Source organism: Luteibacter sp. SG786 (assembly GCF_011759605.1).
Taxonomy (GTDB): domain Bacteria; phylum Pseudomonadota; class Gammaproteobacteria; order Xanthomonadales; family Rhodanobacteraceae; genus Luteibacter.
In genome coordinates this window covers 2152446-2167739 of the sequence record NZ_JAAOYX010000001.1, presented here as the reverse complement: position 1 = coordinate 2167739, position 15294 = coordinate 2152446, and the positions used below count along the sequence as shown (strand labels likewise).

At 66.1% G+C, this 15294-nt stretch carries 11 protein-coding genes; 6 read left to right on the top strand and 5 right to left on the bottom strand.

All coding sequences use genetic code 11. The features are described 5' to 3' along the window. Positions 1-2: 2 nt before the first annotated feature. Genes aroC through hisN form a run of 4 tightly spaced genes read right to left on the bottom strand, consistent with a single transcriptional unit; the run spans position 3 to position 5017 of the window. Positions 3-1106 carry a chorismate synthase gene (aroC, locus tag FHS47_RS09980; RefSeq protein ID WP_167026389.1) on the bottom strand — a complete coding sequence of 368 codons (1104 nt, stop codon included), beginning with the start codon at positions 1104-1106 and terminating at the stop codon, positions 3-5. A 14-nt stretch (positions 1107-1120) separates the two neighbouring features. Continuing rightward, entirely contained in the window at positions 1121-2041 is a 921-nt protein-coding gene (gene prmB / locus FHS47_RS09975) for a 50S ribosomal protein L3 N(5)-glutamine methyltransferase (RefSeq protein WP_167026386.1), read from the bottom strand. A 52-nt stretch (positions 2042-2093) separates the two neighbouring features. Further along, positions 2094-4220, bottom strand: a complete 2127-nt coding sequence (locus FHS47_RS09970; RefSeq protein WP_167026383.1) for a phospholipase C, phosphocholine-specific — start codon at positions 4218-4220, stop codon at positions 2094-2096. 5 nt (positions 4221-4225) lie between these two features. Then, complete coding sequence (gene hisN / locus FHS47_RS09965; RefSeq protein ID WP_167026380.1) at positions 4226-5017, bottom strand: histidinol-phosphatase; 792 nt, start codon at positions 5015-5017, stop codon at positions 4226-4228. A 151-nt stretch (positions 5018-5168) separates the two neighbouring features. On the opposite strand from hisN, the gene FHS47_RS09960 reads away from it, so the two are divergent. The 6 genes from FHS47_RS09960 (at position 5169) to FHS47_RS09935 (ending at position 14629) form a co-directional block, all read left to right on the top strand. Beyond that, positions 5169-6167: an extracellular solute-binding protein gene (locus FHS47_RS09960; protein ID WP_208381898.1), complete on the top strand. Its 999-nt coding sequence runs from the start codon at positions 5169-5171 to the stop codon at positions 6165-6167. Between the two features lie 26 nt (positions 6168-6193). After that, positions 6194-7195: an ATP-binding cassette domain-containing protein gene (locus tag FHS47_RS09955; protein WP_167026374.1), complete on the top strand. Its 1002-nt coding sequence runs from the start codon at positions 6194-6196 to the stop codon at positions 7193-7195. Next, positions 7192-8823: an ABC transporter permease subunit gene (locus tag FHS47_RS09950; RefSeq protein WP_167026371.1), complete on the top strand. Its 1632-nt coding sequence runs from the start codon at positions 7192-7194 to the stop codon at positions 8821-8823. Before FHS47_RS09955 ends, FHS47_RS09950 begins: the two co-directional genes overlap by 4 nt. After that, entirely contained in the window at positions 8813-9568 is a 756-nt protein-coding gene (locus FHS47_RS09945) for a DeoR/GlpR family DNA-binding transcription regulator (protein WP_167026368.1), read from the top strand. The genes FHS47_RS09950 and FHS47_RS09945 overlap by 11 nt, the downstream gene beginning before the upstream one ends. Before the next feature lie 92 nt (positions 9569-9660). Then, positions 9661-12675, top strand: coding sequence for a TonB-dependent receptor (locus FHS47_RS09940; RefSeq protein WP_167026365.1), 3015 nt, complete (start codon positions 9661-9663; stop codon positions 12673-12675). A gap of 10 nt (positions 12676-12685) precedes the next feature. Next, complete coding sequence (locus tag FHS47_RS09935; protein ID WP_167026362.1) at positions 12686-14629, top strand: CocE/NonD family hydrolase; 1944 nt, start codon at positions 12686-12688, stop codon at positions 14627-14629. Positions 14630-14676: 47 nt separating this feature from the next. Here the strand turns inward: FHS47_RS09935 and FHS47_RS09930 are convergent, their stop codons facing one another. Next, a complete protein-coding gene (locus FHS47_RS09930) occupies positions 14677-15087 on the bottom strand; it encodes a hypothetical protein (RefSeq protein WP_167026359.1) in 411 nt (136 codons plus the stop codon). Positions 15088-15294 lie beyond the last annotated feature (207 nt).

Below are 15294 nucleotides of genomic sequence, written 5' to 3'. Positions count from 1 at the left end.
CTTCAGCCTTCGAAGGTTCCTGGAATTCGCGGCGGCACCACGCCCACGTCGCCGCACTGAGCGCGGTGACGCAGTGCCTGGTCCATGAGCACGAGCGCCATCATCGCCTCGGCGATGGGAACGGCGCGGATGCCGACGCAAGGGTCGTGCCGTCCCTTGGTCACCACTTCGGTGGGCTCACCGGCCCGGTCGATGCTGCGGCCAGGAACGAGAATGCTGGAGGTGGGCTTGAACGCCATCGATACCACCACGGGCTGCCCCGAGGCGATGCCGCCGAGGATGCCGCCGGCGTGATTGGAGAGGAAACCCGCCCCGGTCATTTCGTCGCGGTGCTGCGTGCCGCGCTGGGCAACGGCAGCGAACCCGTCGCCGATCTCCACGCCTTTCACCGCGTTGATCGACATCATCGCCGCCGCCAGTTCGCCGTCCAGCTTGCCGTAGATGGGCTCGCCCCACCCCGCCGGCACGCCGTCGGCCACGACGGTGACTTTCGCGCCCACCGAATCGCCGGACTTGCGCAGGGCGTCCATGTAGGACTCCAGTTCCGGCACCTGGTCCGCGTGCGGCCAGAAGAAGGGATTCGTTTCCACGACCGTGGCATCGAACCCGCGCGGAACGATCTCTCCGATCTGTGCCACGTACCCGTGCACGGTGACGCCGTGGCGCTCGGCCAGCCACTTCTTGGCGATGACGCCGGCGGCGACCCGCATGGTGGTCTCGCGCGCCGAAGAGCGGCCACCGCCGCGCGGATCGCGCACGCCGTACTTCTGCCAGTAGGTGTAGTCGGCGTGGCCGGGGCGGAAGGTATCGAGGATGTTGCCGTAATCCTTGGAGCGGGCGTCGGTATTGCGGATGAGCAAAGCGATCGGCGTGCCCGTGGTCACTCCCTCGTAGACGCCGGAGAGGATTTCCACGTCATCGGCCTCGCGGCGTTGCGAGGTATGCCGCGACTTGCCGGTGGCACGGCGCTCGAGGTCGGCGCGGAATTCCGCGGCGTCGAGCGCGAGGCCCGGCGGGCAACCATCCACCACGCAGCCGATCGCCGGGCCGTGGCTTTCGCCGAACGTGGTGACGGAAAGGAGCTTGCCGAACGTATTGGAGGACACGGGGTTTCCGAAGGTCAGTGTCTTGCGGCGCGCACCGCGGCGATGTCCGCGGCGTGCTCGACGAGGTCGCGCCGTTCCAGCGCGAAGATGCCCATCGGCCCGACCTTGAACTCCAGCCAGACGAAGGGCACGCGCGGAAGCAGCTCGACGAGCGCGTGCTCGCTGTCGCCCACTTCCACGATGAGCAGCCCGTCCTCGCTGAGGTGGTGAGCGGCCTCGTCGAGGATGCGCAACGTGATGTCCAGTCCATCATCCCCGGATGTCAGGCCAAGGACCGGTTCATGGCTGTATTCGGCCGGCATGGCGGCGTATTCGTCGTTGGTGACGTAGGGCGGGTTGGACACGATGAGGTCGTACACCTCGCCTTGCAGGCCGGCGAAGAGGTCGGACTTGATCGCGCGCACGCGGCCTTCCACGTGCTGGTACACGATGTTCTCGTTGGCGAGGGACAAGGCATCGTCGCTGACATCGACGAGGTCCACCTGCCAGTCGGGGTTGTACTCGGCCATGGCGATGCCGATGCAGCCGGACCCGGTGCAGAGGTCGAGCGCGCGCTCGACGTGGCGATCGTCCAGCCAGGGCGTGAAGCGGCTTTCGATGAGTTCGGCAATGGGCGACCGCGGCACGAGGGCGCGGCGGTCGCTCTTGAATTTGAGCCCGGCGAACCAGGTTTCGCCCACGAGGTAGGCCACGGGCACCCGCTCGACGATGCGCCGCTCGATGAGGGCCAGCACGGCCTCGCGCTCGGCGGCCACGAGCTTGCCTGCGCCATAGGCGGGCGGCAGGTCCGGCGGCAGGTGCAGCGCGGACAGGACGAGGTGGGTGGCCTCGTCGATCGGATTGTCGTGACTGTGCCCGAAGGTGAGCCCGGCGGCCGAGAAGCGGCTGGCGCCATAGCGGATGAAATCGATGATGGAGGACAGTTCGCTGGTCACGTGGGGGGATTTCGATGGGGCTGGTCCGTGAGTATAGCCGTCCGGGTGGCCTTCAGCGCTTCGGCCCCGGGTCGCTCGTGGCGGCACGACCGTCCTCGTGGTGCCCTGCGTAACGTCTCAGATATCGCGGCGTGGCCGGCACCGCGACGGCCACGTCGTACCAGCCCGCGCTTGCGCTGAGATCGAATGCCAGTGTCTTGCTCCCGCCCGCGGGCACCTCCACCGTTTGCGCCGGTACACCGTCATAGGCGTTCGCGACACGACAGGCGGCCGGTTGCGAACCGCGATTGGAGAGCACGACCTCGATACGTCGTTCGCGTGGCACGCCGCGAACCTCCGCTTCGACGGGATCGTCGGCGAAGCCGCGCAGCGCGCAGAAATAGCCGTTCGGGCCGTGGATGCGGCGATCGTACGCATCGCCGGCCTTCGCGAGCTGCCAGCGGTCCTCGATGCGATCGCCTGCCGCGACGGTGTAGCGGCGGGGCGGAGCGTCGCGACGGAGGCCGTCGTACACGAGAAAGGCCGCGCCGAGCCGGCCGTGGTTGTCGAAGGCGATGTGACTGGCGCCGCCGTCCAGGCGGTGACGAAGGGACCACGCATAGGCGAGCGGTCGCGCCGGACGCGAGCCGGGTTCCTGCGTCGGCATCGCCTGTCGGGCCGGAACCAGGATCGGCGCCTTCGCGTTCGAGCCGGCAGGAACGCCCAGCTTCGGCATGGCGCTGTCGCTCGTGCCGGCGAAATCGAACGCGCTGGTGAGGTCGCCGCAGACGGCGCGGCGCCAGCCGCTGATGTTCGGCTCCTCGACACCGAAGCGCTTTTCGAGGAAGCGCAGCACGGAGGTATGGTCGAAGGTTTCCGAACAGACCCAGCCGCCGCGCGTCCAGGGCGATACGACGATCATGGGCACCCGGTTTCCGAGCCCGACGGGTTGCAGGCCGCCGGGATCGCTGCCGGGTACGACGGGTGCCGCGATCCGCGGATGGCGGTCGAGGTCCATGATTTCGTCGCGCAGGCTGGCAACGAGTTCCCTCGACACCATGCCCTCGCCGTCTTCCCCACTCGACAATGGCGGCGCAGGCGGCACCACGTGGTCGAAGAAGCCGTCGTTCTCGTCGTAGTTCAGGAAGAGGACAGTGCGGCTCCAGACCTTCGCATTGGCCGTGAGGGCTTCGATCACCTTGCGAATGTAATGGGCGCCGTCAACCGGCGACGCGTTGGGATGTTCGCTGTACTTGTACGGCGCGACGATCCATGTGACCTGGGGCAGGCGGTCGTGCAGCACGTCGTTGCGCAGGTCGCGCAGGGTATGCGTGGAAACGCCGTTGCGTACGAGCGGGCCGGCCGGATCGGCGCCTTCCTTCACCTGGTACCGCGCGAAGAATTCCAGCGAGTTGTCGGTGTAGTTGTCGGTCGGGGAACCGGGCTCGCCGGTGCCGCCCTGGTAGACGCGCCAGCTGATACCTGCCTTCTCCAGCCGTTCCGGGTAGGTCGTCCACGTGTAGCCATTGGTCTCCGGACGCTCTTCGGTACCGGGCCCGTTGTCCTTGCTCCCGAGGCGCCCGGAGGGGTCGGACGTGCCGCTCCACAGGTAGATGCGGTTAATCGCGGTATCGGCCAGCGCGGACGCGTGATAGGCGTCGCAGATGGTGAAGGCATCGGCCAGCGCGTAGTGGAACGCGGCATCGTCACGCCGCAGGAATGCCATGGTGAGCACGTCCTGCTTCTGCTCGATCCAGCGGTTGTTGCGGCCGAGGTTCCAGGCGCCGTGCCCACTGCTCCAGCCGTGGTCGGTGCCTTCGTGGTGATCTCCCGAGGCGTGCGTGTCCAGGTGGAAGGGATACACCCATGCCACATCGTCGCCGACGCCACGCGACTTCCAGAACTTCGTGCGGGCGTCGCCAAGCGGCTGCCGCCACACCGGGTCGCCGTTGCCGAGTTCCAGCACGCGCGGGTCGCCGAAACCGCGCACGCCGCGCAGGCTTCCGAAGTAATGGTCGAAGGAACGGTTCTCCTGCATGAGCACCACCACGTGCTCCACGTCGGCGATGGTGCCGGTGCGGCGATCGGGCGGCGTCGCCAATGCCTTTGCGATCGCGGCGGGGAACCCTTGTGCGACCAGCGAGGCCGCCACGGTGGCCCCGGCGGCGTGGAGGAATCGGCGGCGATCGCGGGAAAACATGCCGATCAGTCCTTCGCGAGCGATTCGATCAGCGCCGCATGCAGCGCCGGGGTGGCGGCGGCCACGACGCGCGCGCCGCTGTTCAGACCCAGCGGCCGGCCTTCCCAATCGGTCACCACGCCGCCGGCGGCCTGAACCACGGGGGCGATGGCCAGATAGTCGTAAGGCATGAGGTTGGCCTCGATCACGGCGTCGATGTGGCCGGAAGCCAGCATGCCGTAACCATAGCAGTCGCCACCGAACCGGCGCGTATAGGCCTCGCGGCTGGTTCGATCGAAGCGCCGCCATTCATCCGGCGTGAACATGTCGGGCGTGGTGGTGTAGATGGTCGCCGAGGCCAGGCGCTCGCAGGCGCTCGTGCGGCACGGCCGGCCGTTCATCGTCGTGCCGGCCGCCACGTGGCCGATCCAGCGTTCGTCGAGCGCCGGCATGTCGAGCACCCCAAGCACGGGGCGGCCGCGATGCAGCAGGGCGATAAGGGTGCCCCACAAGGGCCAGCCGGAGATGAAGCTGCGCGTGCCGTCGATCGGGTCGATGGACCAGACGAATTCCGCGTCCACACGCGTGGCGCCGTATTCCTCGCCCAGCAGTCCGTGCTCCGGCCAGGCCAGTTCGATCCGCTCGCGCAGCATCGACTCCACACCGCGATCCACGGCCGTGACCGGGCTCATGTCGCCCTTGAGCGTGACATCGACGGGCCGCCGGAATCGCGGCAACGACAACGCGCGCGCGTTGTCGGCAATGCTCGTGGCGAAGGCTTCGAACTGCTTCCGCTCTGCGGCGGACAACGATTCCATCAAGGCGCTCCTGGTTCGCAAACATGCGCGGCGGCTAGCCACGGCACGTTTCGGGGTGATGACAAAAACGAAAATATTCCGGTGGACGGGTGCGCCACATATTTGCAAATATACCCAAAACGCCACACAAGATGTGGCTTCGGAGACAACCGTGCGTCCACACCGCCACATCGCAAGCGTGATCCTGATGCTGGCCGTCGGCGTGGCGCACGCGGGCAGCGTCACCGTCTATTCCGCCCTGGAAAGCGACGAGATCGCCACCTATCTGGATGCAGCGAAGAAAGCGCTGCCCGACATCGATATCCACGTGCTGCGCCTGTCCAGCGGCGATCTGGCCGCGCGCCTGCTGGCCGAATCGCAGCGCCCACGCAACGACGTCATCTGGGGCATGGCGGTCACCGACATGCTGGACCCCCGCATCGCCGCCCTGCTCGCCCCGGTGCACGGCACGCATATCGACAGCATGCCGGCCGCGTTTCGCGACCGCGACGCACGGTGGTTCGCCCCGACCGGGTTCCTTGCCGCCTTGTGCGTGAACCGCGAAGCGCTGGCGGACCAGGGCCTGCCGATGCCACGCAGCTGGAACGACCTGGCCTCGCCCGCCTACCGGGGGCAGATCGCCATGCCCGATCCGTCGTCGTCCGGCACGGGTTACATGCTCATCTCTTCGCTATCCGACGCCGGGCGCGACCCGGCTGGCATGGCACTTACGCTCGGCATCGCACGCAATGTGGGCCAGGTGACATTGTCCGGCTCGGCGCCGTGCAAGCTCGCGCGTATCGGGGAATTCCCCATCGGCATTTCCTTCGCGTTCTCGGCCATGCAGGCAATCCGCCAGGGCTATCCGGTAACGATGGTGATCCCGGAAGGCGTGAAAGGGTACGAGTTGGAGGCGTCCGCACTCATGAAGCAGGCGGCACGCAACGAAGACGCCCGACGCTTCCTCGACTGGACCGCGTCGCCGGAAGCCGCAGCGCTGTACCGCGGCTACAAGGAGATCGTCGCCGCGCCCGGCAGCGTGCCGAGCGCGGAACAGCAACGGGAAGGACTGCCCGCCGACCTTGTCGCCACGCTGCCCGTGCGCGACTTCGACATGGCCGCACGGGAACGCGCGGCGCTTATCGCCAGATACAAGCGGTTGACGCGCTAGCGCGACCGACGGGGGAACTGAAGGGGATGCATCTGCGGATCGACGACATCGCGAAGTCATGGGACGGGCACACGGTGCTCGACGCCGTGTCCTTCGCCGCGCGCGAAAACGAATTCGTGTGCCTGCTCGGCCCAAGCGGCTGCGGCAAGACCACGCTCCTGCGCATCGTTGCCGGACTGACCGCGCCCGACGCCGGCCGCATCACGCTGGCCGGCCGTGACATCACTACCCTTCCCGCCCGCGAGCGGCGCATGGGCCTCGTGTTCCAGGCGTACTCGCTCTTTCCCGACATGACGGCCGCCGCCAATATCGGTTATCCGATGCGCCTGCGACGCGAACCACCGGCGAAGATCGCGGCCCGTTGCAGCGAACTGCTCGAACGGGTCGGCCTGGGTGGGCTCGGCTCCCGCTTTCCGGACGAATTGTCCGGCGGGCAGCAGCAACGTGTGGCGCTGGCCCGGGCGCTCGCCACCGAACCCGCGATGCTGCTGCTCGACGAGCCACTGAGCGCGCTCGATCCCGCCATTCGCGGGCAGTTGCGCAGCGAGATCCGCCTGCTTCAGCGCACCCTGGGCATTCCCACCATCATGGTGACGCACGACCAGGAAGAAGCGCTGGCGATGGCCGACACCATCGTGTGCATGAACCATGGCCGCATCGAGCAGATCGGCACGCCGCGCGATCTGTACGAGCGCCCGCGCTCGCGCTTCGTCGCCGAGTTCGTGGGGCGCGCGAACCTGCTGTCGACGGCGTTCGTGCGCGACACCATGCCTGGCTTTCTCGAACGCCGCCCACCCGGCGGCGAGGCTACCTACGAGTTCTGCCTTCGTCCGGAAGATGTGCTGGTCCAAAGCGACGCACACGGCGAAGCGGTGGTCGAGGATTTCGTCTTCCTCGGCAATCTGGCGCGTGTGACGGTAGCTTGGCGTGGCCGGCGGCTGCTGGCCGAACTGCGGGGAAACAGCACCCTGGCCCGCGGCGAAGCGGTATCGGTGGACGCATTGCGCGGCGCATGGGTATGCGCATGACGAGCGCCCGCGCACCCGCGCTCTGGCTGCTGGTATTGCCCGCGCTGGGCTTGGCCCTGTTTTTCCTGCACCCGCTGGCGACGGTGCTCTGGCGCAGCGTGACCGATGCCCAGGGTGCCTTTACCGCGGGCAATTACCTCCGACTATTCGACGATCCGGGACTGCCGCGCGCCGCGCTGCGCAGCCTCGCCATCGGTATCGCCACGACCGCATGCTGCGTGCCCCTCGGCCTGGCGTTGGCCATGGCGCTGCACCGCTCGCGTCTTCCGGGCAAGGCGTTCATCCGTGGCGCCCTGCTTCTGCCGATGCTGGCGCCTTCGCTCGTGCTCGGCCTCGGTCTCGTGTGCCTTCTGGGGCGCAATGGCCTCGTCCATCGCCTCACCGGCGCAACGACGGACATCTACGGTTTCTGGGGCCTGCTGATCGCCAACACGCTGTACGGGCTGCCACAGGTTGTCATCATCGTGTCAGCCGCATTGGCCCGCACACCCGCACGGCATTACGACGCTGCCGCGTCCATGGGGGCCACGCCGTGGCGGCAGTTCCTAGACGTCACCCTGCCGCGCCTGCGCTTTGCCCTGCTCGCCGCCGCCTTCCTCGTTTTCACCGAAACGCTCACCGATTTCGGCAGCGCCGTGGTCGTGGGTGGGAACTATCGCGTGCTGGCCATGGAGATCTACAGCGAAGTGGTGGGCCAGCTCGATTTCGGCATGGGCGCGACACTGGGCGTGGTGCTGCTCGCGCCCGCCCTGCTTTCGGTATGGCTCGCACGCATCGCGCGTCGACGCCAGGACAGCGGTGACGCGATGCCCGGGCGCATGCTGCTGCCGGCAAAGCATGCGTGGCGCGATGCGGCCCTTGGCGCATTGAGCCTCGTGGCCTTGCTTCCGATGGTCGCGGTGGTGGCCACGGTGGCCTACGTCAGCGTCGTCAAGCTCTGGCCGTACGACCGCACCCTGACTCTCGCGAACTATACGAGCGGCATGCCGGACGGGTACGGACCCGTAGCGACGTCGCTCGGCATGTCCTTCCTGGCCGCATGCGCCGGTTCGGTCCTTGTGTTCGCGCTCGCCGCCGGCCTGCGCCGCGCTCCGCGCGGCGTCGCGCGGCCCATGCAGTTCCTCGCTTCGCTGCCGGCCGCCGTGCCGGGCATGGTGCTGGGGCTGGGCTACGTGCTGGCCTTCGACCGTGGCGTGCTGTCCGGGTGGTTCTATGGGGGGATCGCCATCGTGGCGTTCTGCAGCCTCTACCACTACCACGCTCAGGCCTTCCTCGCGATGCAGACCGGCATGCGCCAGGTGCCCGACGCCCTCGACGACGCCGTCGCCGTATGCGGCGGCGGTACCGGACATGTGCTGCGCGATGCCGTCATGCCTTTCGTCGCGCCCGCGGCGATTTCCACCTTCTTCTACCTGTTCATGCGCTCCATGGTGACGCTGTCGGGCGTGATCTTCCTGGTCACCCCCGATCTCGGCCTCGCCTCGGTCACGGTGATGCGCCTGGACGAGAACGGTTTCCTGGCGCAAGCGGCCGCCTACGCGATGTGCGTTGTGCTGGCCGGCGCGCTGGCGCTCGGCGCGATGCGCCTCATCCTCCACGTCCTCAAGGAACGACGCCATGTGGCATGAAGAACGACATTCCCGTATTCGCGATCTGCTCCGCGCCAGCGGCCAGGTGTCGGTGGAACGCATCGTCACGGAACTGGGCGTGTCCCGCGAGACGATCCGCCGCGATCTTGTGGAGCTGGCCGAGCGTGGCGAGATTCGCCGCGTGCACGGCGGTGCCGTGCTCACCGGCGACGAACCCCCGATCGACGTGCGCCATGCCACCCGCGTGCGCGAAAAGCGCGCCATCGCGAAGAAGGTGGCCGCACTCGTGGAAAGCGGACAGACCATCTTCATGGACGCGGGCAGCACCATGAACCTCGTCGCCGAGGCGCTTGCCGCGCGCAGCGGGCTGACCATCGTGACCAATGCGGTGGACGTGGCCTCGCGCTTTGCCGCGCGCCCCGGCAACGAGGTGCACCTCCTGGGCGGCCGCTTCAACGCGCAGATCGGATGCACGCAGGGCGCGGCTACCGTGGCGGAGATCGCCCGCTACCAGCCGCACCTCGCCATCGTGTCCCCCGTGGGGATCGATGCGAAATCCGGTGCCAGCAGTTTCGAAATGGAAGAGGCCGAAGTCGCAAGGGCGATGTGTGCGAACGCACGGCGCATCGTGATCGCGGCCGACCATTCCAAGATCGGCGTGCGCAGCCGCGTCGCCTGGTGTCCCGCCGACCGCATCGACGTCCTCGTAACCGACCGTCGTGCGGAGCGCTCGCGTGCGATCGACGCCCTTCGTAAGGCCGTGGGCGAGGTTGCCTACGCCTGAAACAACCCGCGCCAGGAAGGCCACTGCCACCGCCGTTTCAATCGATAGAAAACATTCCAGCCACACACCACATGTCTTCCCGGAGCACTCACATGCATTCCCGCCCCAACCTTCGACGTACCCTCTTGTGCGCCGCCGTCGCGGCCTCCCTGTCCGGCGTGGCGTTTGGCCAGGCCACCACCGGCCGCATCGCCGGCCAGGCTCCGGCAACGGCCGGTGAAACCGTGCTCGTGGAGGGCAGCAATGGCCTCGTGCGCGAAGTGCCCGTGGACGCTCGCGGTCGCTACTCGGTCGAGGCCCTGCCCCTGGCCACGTACAAGGTGTCGCTCAAGGCGAACGGTCAGGTCGTGGACACCCGCGACAACGTTACGCTTCGGGTCGGCGCCGCCACCGACGTCTCGTTCGATACCGCCGGCGGCGCGACCGACGCCCAGCAGCTCGAAGGCGTGACGGTGTCGGCCACCAGCCTGCCCAAGATCGACGTGGCCACGGTCGCTTCGAGCACCGTGATCACCGCGCAGGACATGGCTCGCCTTCCGCTGGCACGCACCGCCGAAGCCGTGGCCCTGCTCGCACCGGGCGCCTCGCCGGGTGCGCGCGGCTTCAAGGGTGCCTTCGGCAACCGGCTGGTGAGCTTCGCCGGCTCGTCGGTCACCGAGAACGCGTATTACATCAACGGCATGAACACCACCGATCCGCTCAGCGGCTTCGGTGGCATCACGCTGCCCTATGGCGCGGTGGACCAGCAGGAAGTGTTGAGCGGCGGCTATTCCGCCATGTACGGCCGCTCCGACGGCGGCGTGATCAGCCAGGTGGGCAAGCGCGGCAGCAACGAATGGCACTTCGGCGCGCAGGTGCTGTGGGAACCCGACTTCGCACGTGCCAGCGCGCGGAACATCAAGTACGGGCACAACAATCCCAATCCGCCGGGTTCCGTCTTCCTCCGCAACGACGACAATCACGAGCACAGCAGCACCATCAGCGCTTACGCAGGTGGCCCGCTGATCAAGGACAAGCTCTATGCCTTCGCCGCCGTGGAGATGGAGCGCAGCGAGGGCAACACCATCGGCGACGTGAACCACGCGTACGACACGCGCTACACGTACAAGGACCCGAAGTGGTACGGCAAGCTCGACTGGAACATCAACGACAGCAACATCCTCGAACTGACCGGCGTCAACCAGACGCATCGTAGCAACGGCAACAAGTACGCCTACGACTACGACGACAACACCATCGGCGACTATGCCGGCACCGATTACACATACAAGACCAAGGCGATGATGTATGTCGCCAAGTACACCAGCTACATCACCGACGACCTCACCCTGACGGCCCTCTACGGCAAGTCGAAGCTCACGTATTACAACGAGCCGCCGGGTACCGGCGTCACCGGCCCCTTCATCGGCGGCGTGAACCAGCAGAACCCGGCCCTGAACGGCGGTTCGCCGATCACCAACGGGCAGACGCTGGACACCGTGGACAACCCCGACCACGAGTCCACCAACCGCAACCTTCGCGTCGACCTGAACTACAAGATCGGCAACCACTCGATCACCGCCGGCATCGACAACCAGGATTCCCACGACATCGACGACGGCACCACCATCGGCGGCGACGGTTACGAACTCTGGTACGGCAAGCAGGACCCCAACCTCAACATCAGCGACAACCCGTTCGTGGGCAAGCCGGGCGACTACCCCGGTGGCGAGAACGGCTACTACGCCTACTACCGCCACTACAACACGCTGGCCTCCGTTCGCGTGAAGCAGCGCGCCCAATACGTGATGGACGACTGGCAGGTCACCGATCGCCTGCTGCTTTCCCTCGGCCTGCGCAACGACCAGTTCACGAACTACAACCCCGAAGGCAAGCCGTACCTCAAGCTCACCAAGCCGCAATGGGCGCCGCGTCTCGGCTTCAGCTGGGATGTGAACGGCGATTCGACGATGAAGATCTACGGCAACGCGGGCCGCTACTTCCTCGCCATGCCGGCTTCCGTGGCCTTGCGCACCTCCGCCGGTTCGCTCGCGGTAAACCAGTATTTCACCTATACCGGCATCGACTCGCACGGCCTGCCCACCGGTATCACCTACATCGCCTCCCAGACCGGCGGCGGCGTGTCGCCGAACGGCGAGTACGGCCAGGCACCCGATCCCCGCACCGTCAGCTCGAAGAACATCAAGTCGGAATACCAGGACGAGTTCATCCTCGGCATGGACCAGCAGTTGAACGCAGACTGGGTGTGGGGCGCCAAGGCCACGGTGCGCAAGCTGCGCAACGCGCTGGACGACGTGTGCGACAACGGCGCCATCAGCCGCGCGGCCGCGGCGCAGGGCGCCGACATCGACACGCTCACCATCGGCAGCTGCTACCTGTCCAACCCGGGCCGCGCCAATGTCTACCAGCTGAAGAAGGACGGCGGCGGCTACTACAATGTCACCGTCACCAACGACGACTTCGGCTTCAGCCATCTGAAGCGCAACTACTACGGCCTGGATCTCTACCTCTCGCACCCGTTCGACGGCAAGTGGTCGGGCAAGGTGGACTACCTGTTCTCGCGCAGCTACGGCAACACCGAGGGCCAGGTGCGTTCCGACGTGAACCAGGGTTCGGTCGCGGCCTCGCGCGACTGGGATTACGCCACGCTGATGGACTACGCCAACGGCTACCTCGCCAATGACCGCAAGCACCAGCTGAAGCTCTATGGCTCTTATCAGATCGCGGCCGAGTGGATGGTGTCGGCCAACCTCACGGTGCAATCGGGCTTGCCGAAGTCCTGCCTGGGCCGCTACGGCGCGGACGAAAGCGACCCGTCCGGTTACGGCAGCTACTACCACTTCTGCTTCGGCCAGCCCTCGGCATACGGCGCGAAGGGTCGCCAGCCGTGGGAAGAACTGCTCGACGTGAACGTCGAATACCGTCCGTTGTGGGCCGATCGCAAGCTGGCCTTCAACGTATCGGTGTTCAACCTGCTGAACCAGCAGCGGGCGGAATCGACCAACCCCGTGTCAGGCAGCAGCGGATCCGTGAACGACGGTTACGGCCAGGTCAACAGCTACACGACACCTCGTTACGCACGCCTCGGCGTCACCTACGACTTCTGACGGAGACGTCATGCACACACTGCTGCGACTGGGTTTCGTCGCACTCGCCGCCGGAGTCCTCGCTACTCCGGCGGCAGGTGGCGAACGCACCTATAAAGAGCTTCCTAGCGAGATTCCCGCGCATTTCGCACGGACGGAGGCCGGCTTCGATTTCGAACGGCGCACCGTCGACATCCCGATGCGCGACGGGGTGAAACTGCACACCGTGATCCTCGTTCCCAAAGGCGCGACGCACGCGGGCATTCTGCTTACCCGCACGCCTTATGGTGCCGACGGCATGGGCCACCGTGGGGACAGCCCGCACCTCGGGCCAACCTTGCGTGGCTACGACAATCCGGCCGACATCGTCGTGCAGGACGGCTACATCCGGGTGATCCAGGACATCCGCGGGAAGCACGGTTCCGAAGGCGACTTCGTCATGAACCGCCCGCCGATCGGCCATGGCAATCCCACCGCCGTGGACGAATCGTCCGACATCTACGACACCGTCGACTGGCTGGTGAAGCACGTGCCGGAGTCCAACGGGAAGGTCGGGATCATCGGTATTTCCTACGATGGCTTCGAGGCGATGGTCGCCACCATCCGCCCGCACCCTGCCCTCAAGGTGGCCGTGCCCATCAATCCCATGATCGACGGATGGATGGGCGACGACTGGTTCCATCGCGGCGCCTTCCGCCAGCAGATGATTCCTTACATCTACGGCATGGTGAATTCCCGCCGCAGCGACATCGGCTGGACCAGCGGCTACCGCGACGACTACGACCTTTACCTTCACTACGGTTCCGCTGGCGACGTCGGCCGCGCCTACGGCATGGAAGCGCTCGGCTTCTGGCAAAAGCTCCTGGCCCATCCCGCCTACGACAACTTCTGGTCGGAACAGGCCCTGGACCGCATCGCCGCGAAGGAACCCATGACGGTACCTACGATGCTGGTGCACAGCCTGTGGGACCAGGAAGACAACTACGGCGACATGGCCGTGTACCGCGCCCTCGCCCCGCGCGACCCTGAACACAGGAAGCTGTGGCTCGTCCTCGGCCCCTGGCGTCATGCGAAGACCTGGGAGCGAGGCGAAAGCATCGGTCCGATCAAACTCGAAAGCGACACCGGCACCACGTTCCGGCAGCAGATCCTCCGCCCCTTCCTGGCGCAGTACCTGAAGGATGGCGCACCGCAGGCGGACATCGCACCGGTGAATGCGTTCGTCACCGGCGAGAACGTCTGGCGCAAACTAGACAACTGGCCGTCCGCCTGCCGGGAAGGATGCACCCCCACGATGCGGCGCTGGTACGTGGAAGCCGACGGTGGCTTCGGCGAGGCCGTGCCGGCAAGCGGCGCCGACGAATATGTGTCGGACCCGGCCAAGCCGGTGCCATATCGTGTCCGTCCGATCCAGCCGTGGTCGCATGGCGTGCCCGATCAGGTCGACAGCTGGCCGGAATGGCTGGTGGACGACCAGCGCCAGTTCGCCACGCGCACCGACGTGCTCACCTACGTCTCGCCCGTGCTCGATCAACCCATGAACGTGGCCGGCGAACCGCTGGTGCACCTGCTGGCTTCCACCAGCGGCACGGATAGCGACTGGGTGGTGAAGCTGATCGATGTGTACCCCGACGAGGTGGAAGAGCAACCCTCGATGGGCGGCTACCAGTTGCCCATCGCCATGGAAATATTCCGTGGCCGCTACCGCGAAGGCTACGACACACCCAAGGCGCTCGTGCCTGACAAGCCGCTCGAATACCGTTTCCCTTTGCCCACGGTAAACCACGTCTTCCAGCCCGGCCACCGCGTGATGGTGCAGATCCAGTCCAGCTGGTTCCCGCTGTACGACCGCAACCCGCAGACCTTCGTGCCGAACATCTTCAACGCGAAGGCCGGCGACTACCGCAAGGCAACGCAACGCGTGCTGCGCGACGGTCAGAACGGTACCTACCTGGAACTCCCCATAACGAAATGACGCCACGCCTGTAGGAGCCGCCATGGCGGCTCCTACAGCCAACGCACCTAGGCGACTACCGAAAGGTGAACGGACTTCGCTTCCATGAGTTTCATTCGCTCCAGCAGCCCGGCATAGAAGACAGCCAGGGCGTCGAAGCCGTTGTTCCGGTCGAACTCGATCATGCCTTCGATGTGGCCCGCAAGGTCGATAGGCTTGTCCGGGTCGCTCTCAAATATCCCTGACGGAAGTGAAGTAAAGAGAGCGCTCGCGTCTTCGAATTCAGCATCACCACCAGTAAAGATCAGTTCGTCGCAATAGGCTTGAAGCTGGCGCGGGGTGATTCGAGAGAAATCTACCCGAGCCACGGAAGGCGGACGTTCGATTTGCAGCGCCTCGTTTTTTCTGGGAGGCTGCGATAGTGCAACTTGCGCACTTGCAGTCCCAATATGACTCAGGCGAGCGGGCGTGATATGCATTCTTCGTGCTCCTGATGAAGGTTATCTACAAGAGCAAACTTTGCTTTGTGGAAGAACAAGGACCACATCCAAAGCGACGTATTCCTCCTTGACTTCGCGGCTTCCCCTACGCAGAAGGAGCGAGACGATTGATCGCACCCTGGATCGGGCATGTGGCCGCCCATTAATATCGTCAAATCCCTACCGAAACAGGGCCTGTGCTCACTA

Coding starts and splice junctions, on each gene's coding strand:
- FHS47_RS09940 (WP_167026365.1), top strand. CDS start 9,661: ATGCATTCCCGCCCCAACCTTCGACGTACCCTCTTGTGCGCCGCCGTC.
- hisN (WP_167026380.1), bottom strand. CDS start 5,017: ATGGAATCGTTGTCCGCCGCAGAGCGGAAGCAGTTCGAAGCCTTCGCC.
- FHS47_RS09945 (WP_167026368.1), top strand. CDS start 8,813: ATGTGGCATGAAGAACGACATTCCCGTATTCGCGATCTGCTCCGCGCC.
- FHS47_RS09930 (WP_167026359.1), bottom strand. CDS start 15,087: ATGCATATCACGCCCGCTCGCCTGAGTCATATTGGGACTGCAAGTGCG.
- FHS47_RS09970 (WP_167026383.1), bottom strand. CDS start 4,220: ATGTTTTCCCGCGATCGCCGCCGATTCCTCCACGCCGCCGGGGCCACC.
- FHS47_RS09950 (WP_167026371.1), top strand. CDS start 7,192: ATGACGAGCGCCCGCGCACCCGCGCTCTGGCTGCTGGTATTGCCCGCG.
- FHS47_RS09935 (WP_167026362.1), top strand. CDS start 12,686: ATGCACACACTGCTGCGACTGGGTTTCGTCGCACTCGCCGCCGGAGTC.
- FHS47_RS09955 (WP_167026374.1), top strand. CDS start 6,194: ATGCATCTGCGGATCGACGACATCGCGAAGTCATGGGACGGGCACACG.